The sequence below is a fragment of the Acinetobacter sp. 1130196 genome (genome assembly GCF_000588095.1).
Classification (GTDB): Bacteria; Pseudomonadota; Gammaproteobacteria; order Pseudomonadales; family Moraxellaceae; genus Acinetobacter; species Acinetobacter nosocomialis.
The window spans coordinates 76,632-98,536 of record NZ_JFWX01000003.1; the positions used below are offsets into that span (position 1 = coordinate 76,632).

Genomic DNA, 21,905 nt, shown 5'->3' on the forward strand with positions numbered 1-21,905 from the left:
ATATCTTTTCTTCTCTTTGAAATTAAGAAAAACTTTATAGCCATTCGAAGTTAAACATTCTAAAAATTAATCTTTAAAAACTTCGACTAGTTCAAGCTTTAATAGCTCGAGTAAGACAAGAGCAACACTTTATAAGGTAGTAATTTTACATAACAAAAGTATAATTTTTCATATACCAATTATAAACACATTAGCATAGGCAGGCAGATGTCAGTATTACATACATCTCCAAAATTTACGGGGTTTTTTCGGCGTTTAGTCGAAGAAAAGCATGTGTCGGCAGCGACCATGCAAAATGCATTAGATGCAGCAAAGAGAGCCAAGCAGGATACAGTCGCATATTTAATTGAAGAGGTACATCTCTCCCCTTCTTTATTGGCTGAAACCATTTCTGCGGAGTTTGCTGAACCATATTTTGATCTAGATGTTTATGACACATCTCAGATTCCTAAAGATCTGGTCGATCAAAAACTGATTTTAAAACATCGAATTTTGCCGCTCATTCAAAGAGGACAAATTCTATATGTCGCGACCAGCAACCCAAGCAATATTGAAGCAATCGATGCAATCCGTTTTAACAGTAAATTGCTGGTTGAACCTGTTATTGTCGAGCATCATAAGCTGGAAAAAGTTTTAGGCCAGCATTTTGCAGAAGAAAGCAGCTTTGACTTTAATGATGAAGAGTTTGATCTTGACGTCAGCCTTGATGGTCCTACCACTCAAGAAGATGAAGAAGAAACACCTCAAGGTGATGTAGCTCCTATTGTTAAATATATTAATAAGTTGCTTATTGATGCCATTCGTATGGGCGCGTCAGATTTACATTTTGAGCCTTATGAAAAGTCATATCGGGTACGTTATCGTGTCGATGGTGTGTTACGTCAAATTGCTAATCCGCCTTTACAACTTGCAAACCGTTTGGCATCACGCTTAAAAGTAATGTCTCAAATGGACATTTCTGAAAAACGTGTCCCACAAGATGGTCGTATCAAACTTAAGCTGTCAAAAACCAAAGCAATTGATTTCCGTGTGAACTCGCTCCCTACCTTGTTTGGTGAAAAGTTAGTTCTACGTATTCTTGACCCATCAAGCGCAATGCTAGGCATTGATGCATTAGGCTACGAAGAAGAACAAAAAGCTTTATTTATGGAAGCTTTAGATAAACCACAAGGTATGCTTTTGATTACTGGACCAACAGGTTCCGGTAAAACTGTATCTCTATATACAGGCTTAAATATTTTAAATACTGAAAGTTCCAATATTTCTACTGCCGAAGATCCAGTGGAAATTAACTTAGAAGGTATTAATCAGGTTAACGTCAATCCTAAAGTGGGTTTAACGTTTGCAGCTGCTCTTAAGTCTTTTTTACGTCAAGACCCTGACATTATTATGGTCGGTGAGATTCGTGACTTGGAAACAGCAGAAATTGCGATTAAGGCTGCTCAAACCGGCCACATGGTGATGTCAACACTACATACCAATAGTGCTCCGGAAACATTGACCCGTCTACGCAATATGGGGGTTCCTTCTTTTAATATTGCAACATCAGTAAATCTAGTGATTGCACAGCGTTTAGCACGTCGTCTTTGTTCTCAATGTAAAATACCTGCTGATATTCCTAAACAAAGCTTATTAGAAATGGGCTTTACCGAACAAGATTTAGCACATCCAGATTTTCGGGTTTTTCAACCCGTGGGCTGTCCTGAATGTCGTGAAGGCTATAAAGGCCGTGTCGGTATTTATGAGGTAATGAAAGTTACACCTGAAATTTCCAAGATTATTATGGAAGATGGCAACGCTTTAGAAATCGCGGCTGCTTCTGAAAAATTGGGGTTTAATAATCTACGTCGTTCAGGTTTAAAAAAGGTGATGCAAGGGGTGACCTCTTTACAAGAAGTTAACCGTGTAACCAGTGAATAAGACACTATTTAAAATAAGGATAATCTAATGGCTGTCAAAAAGGCACAAATGATGCCGACTTTTGCTTATGAAGGGGTTGACCGTAAGGGCGTAAAAATTAAAGGAGAACTTCCGGCTAAAAATATGGCTTTAGCCAAAGTAACCTTACGCAAACAAGGGGTGACTGTTCGAACTATACGTGAAAAACGTAAAAATATTCTTGAAGGGTTATTTAAGAAAAAAGTAACTACACTCGATATTACGATTTTTACCCGACAACTTGCGACTATGATGAAAGCTGGTGTACCTCTAGTACAAGGCTTTGAAATTGTAGCAGAAGGTTTAGAAAACCCTGCCATGCGAGAGGTTGTCCTCGGTATTAAAAGTGAAGTTGAAGGTGGTAGTACCTTTGCCTCAGCTTTAAAAAAGTACCCTCAACATTTTGATAACTTGTTTTGTTCACTTGTTGAATCTGGTGAACAATCAGGTGCACTCGAAACGATGTTGGATCGCGTTGCAATTTATAAAGAAAAAAGTGAGTTGCTCAAGCAAAAAATTAAGAAAGCAATGAAATACCCTGCAACAGTTATTGTGGTAGCCATTGTGGTGACTATTATTTTGATGGTTAAAGTAGTCCCCGTTTTCCAAGATTTATTTGCTTCTTTCGGCGCAGAATTACCAGCATTTACACAAATGGTCGTGAATATGTCGAAATGGATGCAGGAATACTGGTTCATTATGATTATTGCAATTGGTGTATTTATTGCTGCGTTTTTAGAAGCAAAAAAACGTAGTAAAAAGTTTCGTGATGGCTTAGATAAACTGGCGCTTAAGTTACCTATTTTCGGAGATCTGGTTTATAAAGCAATTATTGCCCGTTATAGCCGCACACTTGCTACAACATTTGCCGCAGGTGTTCCGCTTATTGATGCACTAGAGTCGACTGCAGGCGCAACAAATAATGTCATTTATGAGCAAGCTGTGATGAAAATTCGTGAAGATGTGGCAACCGGTCAACAACTTCAATTTGCTATGCGAGTATCTAATCGTTTTCCATCTATGGCTATACAAATGGTTGCAATTGGTGAAGAATCGGGTGCACTAGACAGCATGCTCGATAAAGTTGCCACTTACTATGAAAATGAAGTGGATAATGCCGTTGATGGTTTAACTTCTATGATGGAACCTTTAATTATGGCAATTTTAGGGGTACTCGTAGGTGGTCTGGTAATTGCTATGTATCTTCCAATTTTCCAAATGGGCTCAGTTGTATAATGCAAGACATCATTGCGTATTTTATTCAAAACTTAACTGCACTTTATATTGCTGTTGCACTCGTGAGCCTATGTATCGGTAGCTTTCTTAATGTAGTGATTTACCGCACACCAAGAATGATGGAGCAAGATTGGCAGCAAGAATGCCAAATGTTACTCAATCCTGAGCAACCCATTATTGATCATGAGAAGCTAACTTTAAGTAAGCCTGCTTCATCATGCCCTGCATGCCATCAACCCATCCGTTGGTATCAAAATATCCCACTCATAAGCTGGCTAGTGTTAAGAGGAAAATGTGGTCATTGCCAGCACCCGATTAGCATTCGCTATCCAGCCATCGAACTACTTACCATGCTATGTTCATTGGTGGTGGTTATGGTGTTTGGTCCAACCATACAAATGCTTTTTGGACTCGTCCTCACATGGATATTGATAGCACTTACCTTTATTGATTTCGATACACAATTATTGCCTGATCGCTTTACCCTACCTTTAGCTGCGCTTGGTTTAGGCATTAACACCTTTAATATCTACACCTCACCCAACTCGGCCATTTGGGGTTACCTCATTGGTTTTCTATGTCTTTGGATTGTCTATTACTTATTTAAAGTAATTACTGGCAAAGAAGGTATGGGCTACGGCGACTTTAAATTACTTGCAGCATTAGGTGCATGGATGGGGCCATTGATGCTGCCGTTAATTGTGTTATTGTCATCGTTACTTGGCGCAATCATTGGCATCATTTTATTAAAATTAAGAAATGACAATCAGCCTTTTGCGTTTGGGCCATATATTGCCATTGCAGGTTGGGTTGCCTTTTTATGGGGTGATCAGATTATGAAAATTTATTTGGGAGGTTAAGATGGCTTTTATTCTGGGAATCACAGGTGGTATAGGCAGTGGTAAATCAGCTGCAACACAGTGGTTTGAATCCCAAGGAATCCAAGTCGTCGATGCCGATATTGTTGCTCGCGAAGTGGTTGAAAAGGGCCAACCTGCCCTTCAAAAAATTCAGCAAACTTTTGGAGACTGGGTGCTTCAACCCGATGGCAGTTTAGACCGTCGTGCCTTACGTGAATATATTTTTCAAAATCCACAAGCGCGTCATACACTTGAGCAAATTACCCATCCTGCAATCCGTCAATCTATTATTCAACAGCTACAAAATCCTAAAAGTCCTTATGTAATTTTAGTTTCGCCATTATTGTTTGAAACAAATCAACATGAACTGGTCAATCACACGCTACTAATTGATGCGAGTGAACAAACTCAAATTCAGCGTGCAAGCCAGCGCGATGGGCAAAACCAAGAACAAATCCAGAAAATCATTGCTGCACAAATGCCACGCGAACGAAAACGTGAGCTTGCCAATGACATAGTGTTTAACGATGGATTACTCGAACATTTATATCAGCAATTAGAGCCTTTACATCAAAGCTATTTGAAGCGTGCAAACTAATTTTGTGTATTTTGCTGTTTAATCTTTTGTGTCAGGCTATCTTGTCTAAACCAGCGCCAAGGCTGTAAAGCGCCTACCCCCATACCTACCAAGCCCACAACAATTGATGGGCTTAATGATTCACCAAGTAAAGGTACAGCTAAAATAGCTGCAATAAACGGCGCCAAAGTTACAATACTTCCCGTTTTAAAAGCACCAAGACGTTGAATAGCAGCAACATAAGTCAACGTTGCAATAATAACGACAAATACGCCATGAAAAATGCCTTGTACAGCCAAATGTACAGGATCTACATCCATAAAATGTTTAGGTAAGAATAATAGGTAAATCGGCAAATAAATAATTGCAGACCAAATCGCGACGCTTGCCATAGAGTGCCAGGCAGAGAGTTTCCACTGTTTAAGTAGTACAGTAAAAATCCCCCACCAAATTGCACTGATAAACAGAAGTAAATCGCCAATTCCAAAAGCAGAGGTACTACTTTGTAGCATTAATGCACTCATGAGGCCCAAGGCAGTGATCATAATTGCCAGACTCACCCATGTATGTTTATCAAATGGTTGTCTAAATAGAATATAGGCAGCTATAGCTGTACAGATGGGGATACAACCATTTAAAAATATTGCGGCATGTGCAGCTGGCGCATAAAGAAACGCAGTATAGACGGTGAGACAATAGATGACTCCACCAATGAGCGCCAAAATAACCGCATGCTTACTCCATAAAAAAGCGAGATCTTTTTTATAAATTAAGATAGGCATCAAAATGAGGAAAGCAATAGCGAAGCGCAGTGCAGCAATATCCCAAGCACTAATGTGCCATTGTGCATTTAAACGGGCAAAAAGCGTAAACCCGCCCCAAATGCACATGGTCACCAATACAAAAAAATAACCTTGCTTACGGGGAGACATATTTAGACTGCTTTAAAACGAGAAAGGCAGCTAAATTATACCTCAGAACGCTGACGGCAAGCCTCATAAAGTGCCATACCTGTTGCCACACTCACATTTAGGCTCTGTAAATTCCCAGACATCGGGATATAAACTTTATGATCACACTGTGCCTGAGTAATTGGACGTAAACCTGTGTCTTCTGCACCCATAACAATGACAACTGGGCCAGAGAAATCACATTTTTGAATAGGCAAAGCACTTTCATCAAGCATTGTACCAATCACACGTACGTGAGTTGTCTCTTTAAGATGCGCTAAAGTACGCGCTAAGTTTGTTACTTGAATAAATTTAACTTTTTCGGCCCCACCCGCTGCGACTTTGCGAGCAGTTGGAGTTAAGCTTGCTGAGCGATCACGAGGAACAATGACTGCTTGAACACCCATTGCAGCGGCTGTACGAATACAAGCCCCTAAGTTATGCGGGTCTGTCACCTGATCTAATGCCAGCAATAAGGCATCTGGAGTTTCAGCCAAAATCTGATCGAGATCTTTTTCATTTAACGTCGGATGCGGACGTACTGCCGCAACTACACCTTGGTGGAATGGTAAGCCTGCAAGCTTCTCAAGGCTTTCACGGCTTGCTTTTTGTACGCTAATTCCAAAAGGCTCAGCCAATTGCAAAATCTTTTGTAAACGTTGATCATCGCGCCCCTTCAATGTAAACAAGGTCAGCACGCGCTCCGGCTCAAGTTCTAACAATGACTCCACTGAGTGAACGCCATAATAATATTCCGGTTTTGCCATGCATGACCTCTAACAACGTTTGAGCAAAAAATAAAAATCCTGCAAAGCCAACTTCACAGGATTTCTTTGGGCATAGTGTACCCGATTTAAACAGGAATTTCTTAGCCTTCTAAATGGCAAACATAATCGAGTACTTCATCAGTCTCGATTTTAAAAACGCTATTGCCTGGTACATAAAATGATTGACCAGCGCGGAACAATTCACTTTCATTGCTATCTGCAATTTTAACGCGACATTCACCTGAAATAATTTCCATACGCTCAGGAACATGTGTTTCAAATGTTAAAGGCTGCTCAGTCGGCAAAATAACACCTAATGTTTTTTTCGTTCCATCTTCAAATTGCACGGTATGGCTGATACATGCTCCACCAAAATAAACATTTGATTTTTTGATGACCGTTACATGATCAAATTGGGTTGAACTCATGCACACTCTCCAGATAATGCCGCATTTATATAAATTATGATGAATGTAGTTTAATTGTGCCTAAATAACTAATCAATCAGTTTTCATACGGATAGACTTGTAATTTCCACTGCTGTAACTGAATTTTTTTAGCAAAAGCGTGGGGTAAATTTACTTCAATATTTCGACTCTTCGACACTATTGCATCATATCTGCAAACTTCATCGTGATTTTCATCGAATACAACCCAATAAACTTTCTCTGCAGTTGGGTGTGTCACAGCAGTTGTAACCACTGGTGAACCATTATCCATGCCAACATGAAAATTGTCTGGGTCATTTTGCATTGAAGCTGACTCATAAGCCGGAAAATCGACGCCATTTTCATCAAATTGCTGGCTGTCATGCACAAGCACACTTTGTTTTAAAGTCGGCCAAACACGATAACGAAGATAATGCTGATCTATGACCCGATTGTCCGGATAATTTCCAGTGGCGACATAATCTCTGACATGTGCTTCAATATTATGAAAAATACCTGAGCAACCACCCCACATTCCCGCCAAAATTAATTCAGTGTGAGAATAGCTATCTCTCATTAAATGAAACCATTGATCACTCTTGAGCCAAGCATCGACAGCAGCTTTTTCACGATAAGACACGATAGAGTCAGCATCCCGTATCAAAAATCGTTTAACTAGTGGATCATCCATGACTAAAAAGCGCCAAAATAAACCAGATAACTGTTTTTGAGTGGAGCTGACATGTACTACTTGGGCACCATTTGCTTGTAAACGTTTTTGTACAAGTTCAGGAACGGTATCATCTATATAGAACCGACACGTCCATTCCGGATAAATTTCTTGTGCTAACTTAGTATTTAAAATTGAAGTTTCACAGTAACGCGGATTTGCTCCAAATAAAGAAAAAGCAATAATGTTTTCTTGCGGATTGGGACTAAATGGTACAGGTTTATGCGGGGGTATATTTAAAGCAGGCTCATTCTTTGTGAGTTCTTTTTTTGTTGAAATGGCTAAACGCCCAAATTTGATTTTTTCTTCTTTTTTATTTAAATGATGACAAACTTCGGTTAAGCCATCATATAAATTTGTATTAACGTTGGAACCACTTGCTTTAATAGCTTGCATATAATGTTGATATGCATCGTCATAACGGCGTAACCGCAGCTCAGTATAAGCTAAATCAGATAGTGCTCCAGGATGCTGTGGCACTAGATTTACCGCTTTTTTTACATGCTGATAAGCTTTGGCATAATCACCTTGTGCAGCAGCCTGTTTAAATGCATTAAAATGCTGACTTAAAATTTTATTCATTTCAGCAGGATTTGTTTTTTTATGGCGGTTCATCATCCCTATTGGTGCTTTCGGTAAGCTTAATGTTTTTTTCATTGTAAAGTTCCGCAATCTTGCTGTTCTATAATTTCATTTAGAATAATAGATCACTTGTAGCAAATTCAAAACTTCTCTATCTTTAACCCATAATTTGGCGCGTTGGATGCGTTTATGCTCACACATTTAACTTTAATCAATTTTGCATTAGCTGATCATTTAGCTATTGATATAGAACAAGGATTTAATGTTCTAACAGGTGAGACAGGTGCCGGAAAATCATTATTACTGGATGCACTCTCTGCCTGCTTAGGGGAACGTACAGATACAAATTATGTCCGCTATGGTTCGGACAAAGCGGATGTAACCGCAGTTTTCACTTATCAGAACAATAGCCCTGAGGCAAAATGGTTACAAGACCATGAGCTAGATGATGATTCTGGGGAAATTCATTTACGTCGTGTTATTTTCGCAACTGGCCGTAGTAAAGCATGGGTGAATGGCCGCCCAAGTAGCCTCTCTGAGCTTAAAGAATTGGGGCGCCTATTGGTTCAATTATATAGCCAGCACAGCCAGCAACAGCTTCTTGAACCACCTTATCCAAAGCATTGGTTAGACCGTTATAACAATTTTTATGCTGAAGCGAATGATGTCCGCGAAGCTTATAGCACATGGCAACGCACGATTCGTTTACACCAAGCAGCCTTAGATGCTCAAGCAACTCGTCTACAACGTATTGCGACCTTAGAGCTGCAAATCGAAGAACTTGAGGAAGTCATTCAGACCGATTACAAAGAAATCGAGCAAGAGTTTGACCGTCTCAGTCATCATGAACATATCATGCAAGATTGTAGCTATAGCTTGAATGCGCTTGATGAAGCTGAACCAAACATTACTCAAGAAATGTCATCGATCATTCGCCGACTAGAATCTCATGCTGGACGTAGTGAACAGCTTTCTGAAATTTATAATTCTTTACTTAATGCTCAAAGTGAAATTGATGATGCAACATCAAATTTACGTCAATTTATTGACCGTCAGAGCTTTGACCCTGAACGGATGGAAGAACTGAATTCCAAATTGGAAGTTTTCCATCGTCTGGCACGTAAATACCGTACTCAGCCAGAGACGCTGAAAGAAGAGTACGAAACATGGCAAAATGAGCTTGAACAGTTGCATCAACTTGAAGACCCAGAGACTCTGGCAGAACAAGTAGAAAAGTCACATCAAGAGTTCTTAGACAAAGCCCAGCATTTAGACAATATTCGTCGTGAAGCAGCTATCCCACTTGCCAAACAGTTAACCGAGCAGGTTAAGCCTTTGGCACTACCTGAAGCACACTTTGAGTTTAAATTTGAGCCATTAGAGCAACCAAGTGCAGAAGGCTTAAGCTTTATTCAACTTTTATTTACTGCCAACAAAGGCATACCACCACAACCATTGGCGCGTGTGGCATCGGGTGGTGAGCTTTCACGTATTGCACTCGTCATGCAAGTGATGAATGCTGAAAAGACCGAAGCAGAAGTTTTGGTATTTGACGAGATTGATGTCGGGATTAGTGGTGGTACGGCCGAAGTGGTTGGACGATTACTTGCCGATTTGGCTCAGCATGTCCAACTGCTATGTATTACTCACCAAGCGCAGGTCGCTGCACAATCTGATCAACATTTGTTAGTTAAAAAACAGCAAACAGATCCGGCAAGCAGCACCATCGTACAACTCGATGAAAATCAGATTATTTCTGAACTAGCACGTATGTCAGGTGGAGTTGAAATTAATGAAACGACCTTGCAGCATGCTAAACAATTACGCCAACTTAAATTTCAGGCTTCTTCAAATTAATAAAGAAAATGAGAGAAAAAGATTGGCGAAATCCGATTAACTCTTGTATGTTGATAAAAAGAACCTATATACATAAAAAGGGTCGAGAGACCCTATAGCGACATTTTTTGAGGGAGAACCGCTTAGGTGACCAAACAATACATGACTCACCGTTGTCTGATTGCCCCGCCAGAAATGGCAGATGACTTTTTTGCAAATACTGTAATTTATCTTGCTCGCCATGACGAAGAAGGTGCTCAAGGTATTATTATCAATCGCCCTGCTGGTATCCAAATTAAAGAACTACTCAATGATTTAGACATTGATGCAGACAATGTAAATCCGCATGAGGTTTTACAAGGTGGACCTTTACGCCCTGAAGCAGGCTTTGTCCTTCATACTGGTCAACCAACATGGCACTCCTCTATTGCTGTCGGTGAAAATGTCTGTATTACCACCAGTAAAGATATTCTCGATGCAATTGCACATAACGAAGGTGTTGGTCGCTACCAAATCGCCCTCGGTTATGCGAGTTGGGGTAAAAACCAGCTAGAAGATGAAATTGCTCGTGGTGACTGGCTCATTTGTGATGCCGACATGGATCTGATTTTTAACTTGCCGTACGATGACCGTTGGGATGCAGCCTATAAAAAAATTGGTGTAGATCGTACATGGCTGGCTTCTGAAATCGGACATGCTTAATGACTGCAACACAATCAAAATCAATTATGGCTTTTGACTTTGGTACTCAAAAAATGGGAATGGCGATCGGCCAATCTGCAATTGAAAGTGCTAATCCATTGCCATTATTTGTGATGAAAGATGGGATTCCCAACTGGGACCAACTGTTAAAAATTGTTAAAGAATGGCAACCTGATTTGTTCATTGTCGGTCTTCCATTAAATATGGATGATAGCGAATCAGAGCTTTCTACACGTGCACGTAAGTTTGCACGCCGTTTACGCCATCAAACCAATATTGAAACATGGATGGTCGATGAACGACTCACCACCCGTGAAGCAAGAGAAGAACTTGGTTTTTATCAAGAACAAGGCCGTGCAAAGAAATTATCAGCAGATAGTTTTGCCGCAGCTTTGCTGATTCAAAGCTGGTATCGCAATCCAGTTGGTTTAACACCATAAAAAATAAAAAAGCATGTTTTACACATGCTTTTTTATTGGGTTTAAAAACTTCAATTTTTTATTTTTCAATAATATGTACTGTAGCAGTACGACCAGAAACAAAAGCCAGCTCGTTTTTTGGTGCTTCATCTAACACAATTTTTACAGGTACACGCTGTGCTAAACGAACCCAGCTAAACGTCGGGTTTACGTTTGCAAGCAGTTTAGAACTACTTGAACGCTCACGATCTTCAATACCCGATGCAATACCTTGCACATGGCCTTTAATTTTCTGACTGTCACCCATTAATTGCACACTTGCTTGATCGCCAATATGAATGCGGTCTAATTTTGTTTCTTCAAAATATCCCACCACATAAAGTTGTTTACGATCCAGCAATGCTGCCACCGCTTGACCAACTTGGACATAGTTACCAGGGCGCAAATCAAAGTTAGAGAGTGTTCCATCTGCCGGTGCAACAACAGCGGCACGGTGCATATTGAGTTCTGCTAAATGTAAGTTACTTGTTGCTGCTTCAACCAATGCTTGTTGCTGTTTAATAGTGGCTTCAGCTTGTTGAATAGCTGCTTGGAGTTGCTCATGTTCCGCATGTGATTGATCGCGAGTTGCAAAGACCTGATCTTGTTCTTGTTTAGAAATCGCGCCATCCATTAAGTTTGAATAACGGTTTGCGTTTTTCTCGGCTAACTTAATGTTAGTGCTCGACTTAATCAAGTTTGCTTTGGCTTGTGCTAAACCTGCTTGTGCCTGAGCATATGCCGCTTTTGCTTTTGCCAAATCAGACTTTGCTTGCTCTACATCTAAAGCTCGGCGAGAGACATCAATTTTAAAAAGCACCTGACCTTTTTTGACAGTCTGGTTATCTTGAACCAATACTTCCGTTACAAGTCCTGCTACATCTGAGGAGACTTGAATAACGTCACCACGAACTCGGCCATCACGTGTCCACGGCGCTGCATTATAGTAGTTCCATAAATGCACAATGGTATAGACCGCAATCATTAATGCGACAATCAAAATCACTGGACGGATGACTTTTTTCAACTCCAATTGATTCATTTTACTCACCTAACTCAATCTTTAATCTGGCAATCATCTTTAAGCACCTAACCCAACAAAAATTTGGTGTATCACCAAAAGTAGTAAAAGGTAAAAACACAAATTGAAAATGCTGGGTAGTGCAATCCAGCCTTGTGCAATCCATTTGTTAGTTAAAGGACTTAACAAGCGGAAACATATATATGCAAATAAGGCTTGGACGAGCAAAGCGGGCAGGTAAATACCATAGACATTAAACTCACCCATGCGCTGTGGCTCCTGTAAGCGTACGATCTGCATTCATTTGGTTTGATGAAACATGACACATGCTATAAGCAATATTATTTAGCGAAATAAATAATCTTTGACGCAAAGTCATATCTTCAATATGTGAAGCAAGTTGTTTAAGTTCAAACAAGGTCTGATGAATGTGCTGTACCAATACATCACTTTCATCTTTTTCATTTTCTTTGGCTCTAAACAGCTCATCTAAATCTTGTTGCAAATGGCCAATGTGATGAGCTAGTTCTGAAGATGGCTGAAATTGATTTGCTAACTCTTGAAGTCGGCTTAAATCAACAATCGCACTTGATTCAACCAATGCTTGATGAATCGATTTTTTAATCTCTTCTGACTGAACCATTTTGGTATTTAAAACACCAACACGGTCTAACATCGCACGCAAATGAACTTTGAATTCAATGCCATAAGGTATATAAATCGCTTGACGCATCGCGCGATAATGTAAAGCTAAAATACGGTTTGCACTGGTATCGGGTGACATGGCACGTACAACATCTATCACAATGAGAGACACCAATACGCCCATAACCATACCAAATGAGCTGTCTAGGTAAGACACTGCATCCATACTGTAAGCATTATGCAAGTTCAGACCCATCATGGTGTTAATACCCAGCACCATTCCCACTGGCATAAGTGCTTGATTCGCCATCATAGAAACCGCAAATAAGAACATCGGCAACAAAACGAGCCCAAGTTCCCAAAATGTAGTGACATGAGGAAAAACACCAAAAGCATAAATAAACACTAAAACAGCCGAAGCCACACTGCCCCATATAAAAATACGCAAGACAGGAACAGGGTTATCTAAGGCCGTTAAAATACAAGCAGTTACTGCACCAATCTGTGCCATCATAAATCCAGCTTTCCAACCAGAGAGAATCCACACACCAGTCACAATAAATGTAATGAGTACCGCACTAATACCGCCTCTGACTGCCACACCATGATCTCGGTGCAAACTTGGATATTTAGTCGTCATTGGGGTAATGTTATCTGGAATCTCTTTATTACCTTGCTTGATGCGTTGCCATAAAACTTTTACAGCTAAAACATTACTAATAAAGTGGCGGACATCCATTTTCATGGCAGCCAATAAAACTTGCTGATGTTCAGAAGCCGAGTCATTTAAGTTCAAGAAATCATTTTCAAATTCGTCAGGTAACTGCAAAACATTTTCATCAGTCATCTGGTCTTTTTGTTCAAGAAAATGAATAACATGACCTGAAAGCTGCTTTAATTTGTCTGAATGACTTTCAATAAAATTGAGTTCTTGCAGTTGTTTAATTCGCTCGGACAAAGCAACTAAGTTTGCAACTACCATCGACATTTGATGGAGCATTTCTTGCAAAGGTTTGGTCATGCCATGTAACTCACCTTTTTCATAGCTCAAGTGAACTGCCAGAGCATGAATATCGGTGGTATCACGAGTAATCGCAGCCAAAAGCTGTGTATTGTTTTGCTGCTGATCTGCATTTAACAAATTAGCAAATAGGTTTTCTGTATCTTTGAGTGTCTTAGTTACACGCTGCTTAATGGCTGAACCAATATGCATAGGCAAAATAGTCGCTGAAACCACTGCACTTGAAATCACACCAATGGAAATCTCAAGTACACGCGCCAAAGCAATATCAAAAATATTGTACTGATCAATATAAGTAATCGCGTTGTACGCAATCATTGCAGTTGAATAACCCGCCAACATAAATGCATAACTGCGAGGTGTCCGGTCGAGTAAGGATACATAAAGCGCAAAGCCCACCCATAGTGACAACACAACCGTAAATATCCACGGCGTATTAATCAGGTGAGGTGTTATTGTTAACGCAACAATGGCACCACCCACCGTGCCTAAAACACGATAGACACACTTAGACGACACCATACCCGAATAAGGGTTGGCGATAATCAGGACGGTACCGATCGACCACATTGGATTAATCAGGTCTAATTCAAACGAAACAAATAATGCCAACATGCCGGCAATAAATGTCTTTATTGCAAAAATTAGATCCAGCTTACTCGGGCGGAAAGCCAGTATTTGCTTTAATAACATGAACTCATCTCAAATACAGATTTGAACTGATGAGCATGCTCATCAGTGTCCATTTGCCTTTTAAAAAGACAACACGACTTTGTCATTTGCCTTATAGACAAATGAGTTAATGAGAGCATCCTTCAATACAATGATTTTTCCTACATCTCTGCATGATGTACCGAGATGATTTCAGTTTGGCCGCTATTTATACGACCAAGCTTAGGAAAGGAGAGACATCGAAAAAGTCGGCAGAGTAAACCAATTTCTCGATTAGATATTTTGCTGCACAATTTTTTCAAAATAAAGTGATTTAGTCAACTAAAATATCTTTATTTGATAATTTGATATGTTTTTAGTTAATCATATATGATGTGTGAATCAAGAGAACTTTCCTGATTCTGAGCGTAAAATATTTAAATCAGGTAGTTATCTTGGAATTGAGACAAAGCTTCAATTTTTCTGTTATAAGAACTCAAGTGTGACCCGTTTATTAAGGATACGAATAAGACATCATGGCAATTTCAAGTTTTGGCAAAATTTTAACCGTACTGGATTTATTTTCAGTTTCACGACCAGTGATTAATGTCGATATTATTTGCGAAGAACTTGGCTTGTCTAAACCGACCAGCTATCGTTATCTGAAAGAACTCGTATCAGCCGACTTATTAAAACGTATTAATGGTACTTCTGGCGATTACACTTTAGGCTCAAAAATAGCAGTTCTTGACTATGTATCCAGAACAACCGATCCATTAGTTCAAATCAGTACGCCGTTTATGCGTAACATTGTTGAACGCACTGAACTTTGCTGTTTACTCACCTATTTAAATGATGACTACTGCATTGATATTCATCATGAGATTTTTAAAGATACAGAGCTACTTTCATATGGCCGAGGTTGTCCACGTCCGATCTATGTTGGAGCATCACCAAAAACAATGGTGTCACATTTAAGTAAACAGCGCATGCATGACTATTATCAACGTTTTCAACATGAGTTATCACAGTCAGGTTTTGCTCTGGATGAACCAAGCTTTATCCAACGCATGCGTAAAATAAAGAAACAAGGCTTCTATTTCTCACAAGGTGAGATTGATCCTAATGTTTCAGGGCTTGCTGTACCCGTTCGTTTTTCAAGTAAAGAAGTTCCATTAGCTTTAACACTAGTCGCATCAAAAAATCGCTTTGATTTTTTAAATATTGAAAAACTCATTGAAATTTTGCAAGAAAATGCTGCATTAATAGAACAGCGCTTTATGGAACTTTCCGAAAAAGGCGAGATCTAAAATAATATTTTTGATAATTTAAAGTTTTCTTACACTTTGAAGCATTGAAAATATCTAAATATTCTCATATTATGATTTTAGCACCTATTGATGATTCTTTTCATCAGCAGCTCATCAATAGAAGGCTCTCCCTCAGAGGAATAAGCTCATGCTGCCATCATGGGCTTTTTTCTTGCCCATTTTTTAGAATAAAACTTATGAAAATTTGAACTGACGGAATGTCAGATTAATACGCGGTTGTAAAATCTTTGTAGAACGATTTAAACGGTGTTGCCAATATTGTTGAGTCTCACCACGCATCACAATAAGTTGACCCGGTTGTAACCACATCTCAACTTTTTCCTTGGTTTGAATATGTCTAAAAGAGAATTTCCGCGTTGCTCCAAAACTTAAAGAAGCAATTGTAGTAGTTCTAGCTAAAGACACATCCGAATCACTATGCCAAGCCATACCTTGCGTTCCGTCTTCATAAAGATTTGCCAAGCAAGAGTTAAATTTTTCTGAAAGAATCTGCTCGACTTGCTGCTTTAGCTTGGCAAGTGCTCTGTCCCACGGTAAAGAATCACGAAAGACACCAGAATATTTATATCGATAATGCTCATCTCCATACCAAGCAACCTTGCGGGGTGTAATAAAGTGCTTGCCATATAGCTTCGCTTCATCATGTCGCCATGCCAAATGTTGGTACAAATAATGAAAATATTGTTCGGCTTCTTCCGTACTTAAAATACATCCATAATCCTGAACCTCACCTTCATAAGGCAATAAGTTTGAACAAGGCTCCGGAGAAAATAAATCTAGTGTCATGCAATCTCCCCTTGCTGCTTAGCCATTTCCCAAGCTAACAATGCCAGTTTACGCCCTTTTTGCCAATGGTACTCACCGACCATTCCTGTTGCACGAATGACTCGATGACACGGAATTAAATACGCAATCGGATTTTGTCCAATTGCTGTAGCGACTGCTCTGACTGCTTTAGGTTTTCCAATTTGCTCAGCAATATCTTGGTAAGTACGTAGCTGTCCTTCGGGAATAGTAAGTAATGCTTCCCACACTTGAAGCTGAAATGGTGTTCCTGCAAGATTAAGCGGTAATTTCTGCTGTAAGTGTTCTGAAAAATCTTGTCTAAACCACTGTGCAATTTGCTGATGCCAAATCGGAGAGTGATTTCTTAGTTGAGCTTTCGGAAAGTATTGTTTAATGATGTCTTCAATATTTTCACGACTATCAACAAAGCGAACAGAACAAATCCCTTTATCACTACTTACTACTAATAAATCACCAAATGGGCTTGTTTCAACTGAATAATTCAGTTCAACCCCATCACCTTGCTGCTTATATTCACCTGGGGTCATCCCCTCAAGCTGAATAAACAAATCATGTAAACGACCCGTACCCGATAGTCCAGTATTTAAAGCAGTATCTAATAAGCTACGTTGCTGCATTAAATAATATTTTGCCTGCTGCAAGCTCATATATTGCACAAACTTTTTAGGGCTAATACCTACCCATTCCTGAAACTGCCGCTGGATATAACTTGGACTTAAATCCATATATGTAGCGACATCTTCTAAGCTTGGTTGCTGGTCTAGATGTTCATATAAATATTCAATAATTGTGGCAATCACAGCAAATTGCCGAGAAGAAAGCATTTGCATCTGTCACCTCCTTAGCACTTAATCTTACTTTAAAGTAGCCAAAGTCTTATGACGACCCGATTCTTGCACTCTTCAAAAATAAAAAAAGCCTTTCGTTATAGAAAGGCTTAATCATTCAACCTGACATTAGGGTTGTTTTAGATATGGCCACGCTGCTTTTAAATAAATAAACATTGACCATAAAGTGAGAATCACAGCGGTATATAACAAAGCATAAGCCAGCATTTCTAAAGGCTGCCAATTCAGTAGAAATACACTAATCGCAATCATTTGAAATGCGGTCTTATATTTACCTACAGTTGACACTGCTACACTGGTTCGTGCACCGAGCTCTGCCATCCATTCACGTAAAGCAGAAACAGTAATTTCTCGTGAAATAATAACAATTGCAGCAAAAGCCATCGCAATTGTCGGTTTCCACTGCACTAAAACAATAAGTGCAGCTGCCACCATAAGTTTGTCTGCAACTGGGTCTAAGAATCGGCCAAATGCTGAAGTCTGGTTCAAAGTTCGTGCTAGGTAGCCATCAAACCAGTCAGTTACGGCAGCCAACACAAAAATAGCCGTCAAGATAATATGACGCGTCATACTTCCTACGTGCTCACCAATACCTATTGCAGGCGGCCAATATGCAATCACCAAAAATACAGGAATAAGCGCGATACGCGCCAAAGTTAGGATATTTGGGATATTCAGGATTCGCCCTGTGGTCATAAACACCGCCAATTTAGTCTTCACGCATCTTTTAACAGACAACGACACATACTTCAATATTGTATCTATCTGTAACAGCCACTTTATACGAAATATGTGAATCGAGAAAGTAGATTACTTAGGTAAATACCGTAACAGTTTGCCGCAAGATTGCAATTAAATGATCATTTTGATCCCAAAGATATGCATATTCTGTGGAATAACCCTCAGCTGCATATTCAGTCGTGACTTTATATTTAAACCAGTCGCACAACTGATGCTGAACTGGATGAACATAAGTAATGTGCCATGTTAAAGAGCTTGCTGGCGCAACTTGCTTAAACATTGGCAATACACCCGGCGGCCAAATATCCATAAGTACAATCAAATCAGGTAATGTCATTTGACGATTTTCATGTTGTTCTGGTGAGAACCTTGACCAACCACCAAAGTCAGGATGCCCACTTGCCGTTACCGGATAATTACCCTCAGCCCAACAGACTTCAAAATGCTGAAAGCATTCCGGCATATGTTTCGCAAAAGGAATGACGGTTAAATTTTCTGGTTGTACATAAGCAGGTGCTATGGGTTCTTGTTTTACCTCAATACTCGACACACGAGACACGCCAAAACTTGCAACCAAAATGGTTTGTACTGCATCATCTTGCCATAACCGCGCTTCAAGCGTAGTGACTGACTTTCCTTCTCTTAAAACTTCAATAGTCAATCGGGCAGCGCCTTGTTGTACAGGTCCTACAAAAGTAACACTACAACTTAACAGCCTTTTATTTGAATCTTGAATATAGGAACATGCCTTTTGCATTAATAACCCTGCAACAAGCCCCCCAAAAACGGTGCGGCCCTGTAACCATCCTGCGGGTATATCAATCCATTCATTTTGTTTTACATCTTCAAATAGTTGTAATAACGACATTCCTATCCCTAAATCATGCGCGTGATTAAGAAATATCTTTCATCATTTTGACCAACATGTGAATGATCATTCAGCTATTAATTTACGAGCGCTTTTGTCACTCACATAAGTAAGACATGACTACTCATGCAAAATTTTATAAATCGTTCTTGCCATCACTTCACCCAAGCCCGGCACTACCGTCAATTCTTTTTCCGATGCTTTTAACACCCCTTGAATCCCACCAAAATGTGTTAATAAATCTCGACGGCGTTTAGGTCCTAAGCCCGGAATGGCCTCTAAAACTGAAGTACTACGGCGTTTGTCGCGTTTAGCGCGGTGTTTGGTAATGGCAAAGCGATGAGCTTCATCACGTACCTGTTGAATCAAATGTAGTGCCTTGTTATCTTCAGGTAACTGGATTTTTGTGCCATCAGTAAAATGAAGCGTTTCAAGGCCCGGTTTACGTCCCTCACCTTTTGAAACACCAATCATAAAAGCATCAAGTCCAAGATCTTGCATAACTTCCATAGCCATATGGAGCTGGCCTTTACCACCATCAATTAAAAGTAAATCCGGCAACATTGCCTTTTTATAACGACGTGTTAAAGCTTGTCGCATCGCAGCGTAATCATCGCCTGCGGTAATATCTTGAATGGCAAATTGTCGATAATCGCGTTTACGTGCACCGCCTTGGTCAAACACCACACACGATGCAATAGGCGCTTCACCCATGGTATGGCTAATATCAAAACACTCAATACGATCGATCGGACGGCCAACCACCTGCTCAAGTTGGTGGAAACGCTCATTAAGTTCTAAATGATTACTCAACTGCCCTTTAATCGCATGTTGAACATTCATTTCGGCAAGTTCTAACCATTCGGCACGTGTTTCTCGCACATTGCTCTTAATCTGTACTTTCTTTCCAAACTGCTGTGCTAAAGCTTCTTCCAACTCTTTACGGTCAGGTAAGGCAGTATTCACAATCAGTTCGCTTGGTACTTCATCGGCAACCTGAAAGTAAAAGTTTGCCATGAAGTCACTTAGCATTTGACCAAGGTCATCGCCCAACATGTCAGGGAAATAACTTTTGCCGCCTAACATACGACCATTACGCACATGCATAATCTGCACACATGTCACTCCAGCCTGATAGGCAATGGCTAAAATATCCGCCTCACCTTTCACTTTGAAAACAGCTTGCTGTGCTTGTACTTCACGGAGCAAAGACAAACGGTCTCGATAAAAAACAGCTTTTTCAAATTCAAGATCTGCCGCTGCCTGCTCCATTTTCGCAATCAGTTCTTGATTTAATTCTTTGGTATCACCTTGTAAGAAGCGAATACTGTTATTGACGTCTTCTTTGTAATCTTCTGGTGAGACTAAGCCTACACATGGGGCCGAGCAACGTTTGATTTGATATTGCAAACATGGACGCTTGCGCTGTGAGAAGTAAGTATTTTCACATTGGCGCACATTAAAAAGCTTTTGTAAAACCAGTAAGGTATCTCGGGCACTATAAGCACTTGGATACGGGCCAAAGAACTTCCCGATTTGGTGCTTACCTTTGCCACGTCCACTGGCAATTCGCGGATAAGGTTTATCTGCCGATACAAAGATATAAACGTATGACTTATCGTCACGCAGCATAATGTTATAAGGCGGACGATGTTGCTTAATTAAGTTTTGTTCTAAAAGCAGCGCTTCAGTTTCTGAACGCGTAACGAGCGTTTCAATATCATAAATTCGTGCAACTAAAGCCTGAGTTTTCGGATGCTCAATAGTTTTGACAAAATAACTCGATACCCGATTTTTTAGGTTTTTAGCTTTACCCACATATAACAACTCTCCCTCTTTCCCTAGCATCTTATAAACGCCTGGAAGTTGGGTCAGGTTAGCTAAAATTTTTTCAATATGGGGACGAGCGTTTTGATTCACTATTGGCATACATGGCTTAATATTGAATACCTAATGTGATGTTTTCACCTTTACTTTTCAAGTGCTTTACTGTGGCAGAACCTAAATTTGAAAACACATCATGAATTAGCCCGACAATATGTGTCGTGCTTCCTTAAGAATCGAGGCGATAGTAACTATATTTCACGTCTTTTTCTTTATATACCGCATAGGTTTTTTGACGAAAATCTGAGAACCAACCATTACCCGTATAGCCAGCAATGTGTCCGTAGGTATGTCCACTGGTGCGTTCAATAATATAGATATCCCCTTCTTGAGGACGGTTAAATGCCGGTTTGATTTTCTTATAGCCGTTCTTTTCTAAGGTATGTCCCCAGTCAGATGCAGCTACTGGATGCTTGGAAACATCTGCACCTGCTGCTTGTAGAGCAATACGGATATTCTTGGCACATTTCTCTTTGCTGTGCTTTGCTGACATGCTTTCAAGTTTGCTTGAGAACTTATGTAGATCAATGTTTTGATCTTCTACTTTATGTCTTTTAGAAGTCGTTCGGCCATGCTTTTTAGTCTCAGCAGAAGCTTTGTTTAACATCACTTTCGTTTTTAAGTCACCCTGAGAACTTTCTTCTTTTCTCAATTTAATATGGTGAACATGTGCATGAGCTACGTGATGAGCATGAGCCATTTTGAAACCTACTTCCGCTAATCAGTCTTCGAAAAAACGGAGCAATTGTAGAATCAAAATTATGCGTTGGCTTTTAATAGTTGTAACAAATTGCCAGCACTGTGAAATGAGTCACAAAATGAATTTATCGTTTTTATTTTATAAAAAAATACCTTTTCTGGCCCTTTAATCTTTCTATAAATATTGAGGCAAAGATATCCTCTTATAAAAGCAAAATACTTAGCTACAACCAATCAATCAAATTCATTTCAACCGACCAAACACTTATATAAAACTTCAGATTAATTAGAAATTTTAAATATTATAAACATTTCCCAAAATAAT

General features: G+C 39.7%; 21 protein-coding genes. 8 read left to right on the top strand and 13 right to left on the bottom strand.

The annotated features are described in order from the left end of the window. The first annotated feature begins 207 nt into the window (after positions 1 to 207). From pilB to coaE, 4 genes are read left to right on the top strand one after another with little or no spacing between them, the layout of a single operon-like run. Entirely contained in the window at positions 208 to 1,920 is a 1,713-nt protein-coding gene (gene pilB, locus J671_RS07735; RefSeq protein ID WP_031981888.1) for a type IV-A pilus assembly ATPase PilB, read from the top strand. A 27-nt stretch (positions 1,921 to 1,947) separates the two neighbouring features. Next, the gene (locus tag J671_RS07740) at positions 1,948 to 3,174 is read left to right on the top strand and encodes a type II secretion system F family protein (RefSeq protein ID WP_004710832.1); all 1,227 of its coding nucleotides are present in this window, start codon (positions 1,948 to 1,950) and stop codon (positions 3,172 to 3,174) included. Then, on the top strand, positions 3,174 to 4,034 hold the full coding sequence (locus tag J671_RS26265) for a prepilin peptidase (RefSeq protein WP_004710834.1): 861 nt from the start codon (positions 3,174 to 3,176) through the stop codon (positions 4,032 to 4,034). The genes J671_RS07740 and J671_RS26265 overlap by 1 nt, the downstream gene beginning before the upstream one ends. 1 nt (position 4,035) lies before the next feature. Further along, a complete protein-coding gene (gene coaE / locus J671_RS07750; RefSeq protein WP_000874125.1) occupies positions 4,036 to 4,632 on the top strand; it encodes a dephospho-CoA kinase in 597 nt (198 codons plus the stop codon). Here the strand turns inward: coaE and J671_RS07755 are convergent. The 4 genes from J671_RS07755 to J671_RS07770 all read right to left on the bottom strand — a co-directional run bounded on the left by J671_RS07755 (position 4,629) and on the right by J671_RS07770 (position 8,143). Beyond that, the gene (locus tag J671_RS07755; protein ID WP_006580951.1) at positions 4,629 to 5,543 is read right to left on the bottom strand and encodes a DMT family transporter; all 915 of its coding nucleotides are present in this window, start codon (positions 5,541 to 5,543) and stop codon (positions 4,629 to 4,631) included. The two genes, coaE and J671_RS07755, sit on opposite strands and share 4 nt — an antisense overlap. 35 nt (positions 5,544 to 5,578) lie before the next feature. Then, the gene (gene rlmB, locus J671_RS07760) at positions 5,579 to 6,328 is read right to left on the bottom strand and encodes a 23S rRNA (guanosine(2251)-2'-O)-methyltransferase RlmB (RefSeq protein WP_002156969.1); all 750 of its coding nucleotides are present in this window, start codon (positions 6,326 to 6,328) and stop codon (positions 5,579 to 5,581) included. Between the two features lie 101 nt (positions 6,329 to 6,429). Then, positions 6,430 to 6,756 carry a pyrimidine/purine nucleoside phosphorylase gene (locus tag J671_RS07765; protein ID WP_000099685.1) on the bottom strand — a complete coding sequence of 109 codons (327 nt, stop codon included), beginning with the start codon at positions 6,754 to 6,756 and terminating at the stop codon, positions 6,430 to 6,432. Positions 6,757 to 6,832: 76 nt separating this feature from the next. Further along, positions 6,833 to 8,143, bottom strand: coding sequence for a tetratricopeptide repeat protein (locus J671_RS07770; RefSeq protein ID WP_031981890.1), 1,311 nt, complete (start codon positions 8,141 to 8,143; stop codon positions 6,833 to 6,835). A gap of 114 nt (positions 8,144 to 8,257) precedes the next feature. Between J671_RS07770 and recN the strand changes: the two genes are divergently transcribed. The 3 genes from recN (at position 8,258) to ruvX (ending at position 11,046) form a co-directional block, all read left to right on the top strand. Next, positions 8,258 to 9,925: a DNA repair protein RecN gene (gene recN, locus J671_RS07775; RefSeq protein WP_031981893.1), complete on the top strand. Its 1,668-nt coding sequence runs from the start codon at positions 8,258 to 8,260 to the stop codon at positions 9,923 to 9,925. A gap of 126 nt (positions 9,926 to 10,051) precedes the next feature. Continuing rightward, a complete protein-coding gene (locus tag J671_RS07780; protein WP_001979301.1) occupies positions 10,052 to 10,606 on the top strand; it encodes a YqgE/AlgH family protein in 555 nt (184 codons plus the stop codon). After that, positions 10,606 to 11,046, top strand: coding sequence for a Holliday junction resolvase RuvX (gene ruvX / locus J671_RS07785; RefSeq protein WP_000127528.1), 441 nt, complete (start codon positions 10,606 to 10,608; stop codon positions 11,044 to 11,046). Before J671_RS07780 ends, ruvX begins: the two co-directional genes overlap by 1 nt. A gap of 58 nt (positions 11,047 to 11,104) precedes the next feature. Here ruvX and J671_RS07790 read toward each other — a convergent pair whose 3' ends face one another. Genes J671_RS07790 through J671_RS07800 form a run of 3 tightly spaced genes read right to left on the bottom strand, consistent with a single transcriptional unit; the run spans position 11,105 to position 14,444 of the window. Then, the gene (locus J671_RS07790) at positions 11,105 to 12,106 is read right to left on the bottom strand and encodes an HlyD family secretion protein (RefSeq protein ID WP_002156989.1); all 1,002 of its coding nucleotides are present in this window, start codon (positions 12,104 to 12,106) and stop codon (positions 11,105 to 11,107) included. A 39-nt stretch (positions 12,107 to 12,145) separates the two neighbouring features. After that, positions 12,146 to 12,352 (bottom strand): DUF1656 domain-containing protein, encoded by a 207-nt coding sequence (locus J671_RS07795; protein WP_002157017.1) that lies wholly within the window; start codon positions 12,350 to 12,352, stop codon positions 12,146 to 12,148. Beyond that, complete coding sequence (locus J671_RS07800) at positions 12,345 to 14,444, bottom strand: FUSC family protein (RefSeq protein ID WP_031981896.1); 2,100 nt, start codon at positions 14,442 to 14,444, stop codon at positions 12,345 to 12,347. Before J671_RS07800 ends, J671_RS07795 begins: the two co-directional genes overlap by 8 nt. A gap of 494 nt (positions 14,445 to 14,938) precedes the next feature. Between J671_RS07800 and J671_RS07805 the strand changes: the two genes are divergently transcribed. Then, the gene (locus tag J671_RS07805; RefSeq protein ID WP_002157015.1) at positions 14,939 to 15,712 is read left to right on the top strand and encodes an IclR family transcriptional regulator; all 774 of its coding nucleotides are present in this window, start codon (positions 14,939 to 14,941) and stop codon (positions 15,710 to 15,712) included. A 195-nt stretch (positions 15,713 to 15,907) separates the two neighbouring features. On the opposite strand, the gene J671_RS07810 is transcribed toward J671_RS07805, so the two are convergent. The 6 genes from J671_RS07810 to J671_RS07835 all read right to left on the bottom strand — a co-directional run bounded on the left by J671_RS07810 (position 15,908) and on the right by J671_RS07835 (position 21,581). Then, positions 15,908 to 16,519, bottom strand: coding sequence for an alpha-ketoglutarate-dependent dioxygenase AlkB family protein (locus J671_RS07810; protein ID WP_004883567.1), 612 nt, complete (start codon positions 16,517 to 16,519; stop codon positions 15,908 to 15,910). Continuing rightward, positions 16,516 to 17,370 carry a methylated-DNA--[protein]-cysteine S-methyltransferase gene (locus tag J671_RS07815; RefSeq protein WP_031981897.1) on the bottom strand — a complete coding sequence of 285 codons (855 nt, stop codon included), beginning with the start codon at positions 17,368 to 17,370 and terminating at the stop codon, positions 16,516 to 16,518. The genes J671_RS07810 and J671_RS07815 overlap by 4 nt, the downstream gene beginning before the upstream one ends. A gap of 126 nt (positions 17,371 to 17,496) precedes the next feature. Next, entirely contained in the window at positions 17,497 to 18,084 is a 588-nt protein-coding gene (pgsA, locus tag J671_RS07820; protein WP_002156973.1) for a CDP-diacylglycerol--glycerol-3-phosphate 3-phosphatidyltransferase, read from the bottom strand. Between the two features lie 118 nt (positions 18,085 to 18,202). Next, entirely contained in the window at positions 18,203 to 18,997 is a 795-nt protein-coding gene (locus tag J671_RS07825) for a thioesterase family protein (protein ID WP_031981899.1), read from the bottom strand. Positions 18,998 to 19,117: 120 nt separating this feature from the next. Continuing rightward, on the bottom strand, positions 19,118 to 20,917 hold the full coding sequence (gene uvrC, locus J671_RS07830) for an excinuclease ABC subunit UvrC (protein WP_031944813.1): 1,800 nt from the start codon (positions 20,915 to 20,917) through the stop codon (positions 19,118 to 19,120). 133 nt (positions 20,918 to 21,050) lie between these two features. Continuing rightward, positions 21,051 to 21,581 carry a CHAP domain-containing protein gene (locus J671_RS07835; protein WP_004883575.1) on the bottom strand — a complete coding sequence of 177 codons (531 nt, stop codon included), beginning with the start codon at positions 21,579 to 21,581 and terminating at the stop codon, positions 21,051 to 21,053. Positions 21,582 to 21,905 lie beyond the last annotated feature (324 nt).

Coding starts and splice junctions, on each gene's coding strand:
- pilB (WP_031981888.1), top strand. CDS start 208: ATGTCAGTATTACATACATCTCCAAAATTTACGGGGTTTTTTCGGCGT.
- J671_RS07740 (WP_004710832.1), top strand. CDS start 1,948: ATGGCTGTCAAAAAGGCACAAATGATGCCGACTTTTGCTTATGAAGGG.
- J671_RS26265 (WP_004710834.1), top strand. CDS start 3,174: ATGCAAGACATCATTGCGTATTTTATTCAAAACTTAACTGCACTTTAT.
- coaE (WP_000874125.1), top strand. CDS start 4,036: ATGGCTTTTATTCTGGGAATCACAGGTGGTATAGGCAGTGGTAAATCA.
- J671_RS07755 (WP_006580951.1), bottom strand. CDS start 5,543: ATGTCTCCCCGTAAGCAAGGTTATTTTTTTGTATTGGTGACCATGTGC.
- rlmB (WP_002156969.1), bottom strand. CDS start 6,328: ATGGCAAAACCGGAATATTATTATGGCGTTCACTCAGTGGAGTCATTG.
- J671_RS07765 (WP_000099685.1), bottom strand. CDS start 6,756: ATGAGTTCAACCCAATTTGATCATGTAACGGTCATCAAAAAATCAAAT.
- J671_RS07770 (WP_031981890.1), bottom strand. CDS start 8,143: ATGAAAAAAACATTAAGCTTACCGAAAGCACCAATAGGGATGATGAAC.
- recN (WP_031981893.1), top strand. CDS start 8,258: ATGCTCACACATTTAACTTTAATCAATTTTGCATTAGCTGATCATTTA.
- ruvX (WP_000127528.1), top strand. CDS start 10,606: ATGACTGCAACACAATCAAAATCAATTATGGCTTTTGACTTTGGTACT.
- J671_RS07790 (WP_002156989.1), bottom strand. CDS start 12,106: ATGAATCAATTGGAGTTGAAAAAAGTCATCCGTCCAGTGATTTTGATT.
- J671_RS07795 (WP_002157017.1), bottom strand. CDS start 12,352: ATGGGTGAGTTTAATGTCTATGGTATTTACCTGCCCGCTTTGCTCGTC.
- J671_RS07800 (WP_031981896.1), bottom strand. CDS start 14,444: ATGTTATTAAAGCAAATACTGGCTTTCCGCCCGAGTAAGCTGGATCTA.
- J671_RS07805 (WP_002157015.1), top strand. CDS start 14,939: ATGGCAATTTCAAGTTTTGGCAAAATTTTAACCGTACTGGATTTATTT.
- J671_RS07810 (WP_004883567.1), bottom strand. CDS start 16,519: ATGACACTAGATTTATTTTCTCCGGAGCCTTGTTCAAACTTATTGCCT.
- J671_RS07815 (WP_031981897.1), bottom strand. CDS start 17,370: ATGCAAATGCTTTCTTCTCGGCAATTTGCTGTGATTGCCACAATTATT.
- pgsA (WP_002156973.1), bottom strand. CDS start 18,084: ATGACCACAGGGCGAATCCTGAATATCCCAAATATCCTAACTTTGGCG.
- J671_RS07825 (WP_031981899.1), bottom strand. CDS start 18,997: ATGTCGTTATTACAACTATTTGAAGATGTAAAACAAAATGAATGGATT.
- J671_RS07835 (WP_004883575.1), bottom strand. CDS start 21,581: ATGGCTCATGCTCATCACGTAGCTCATGCACATGTTCACCATATTAAA.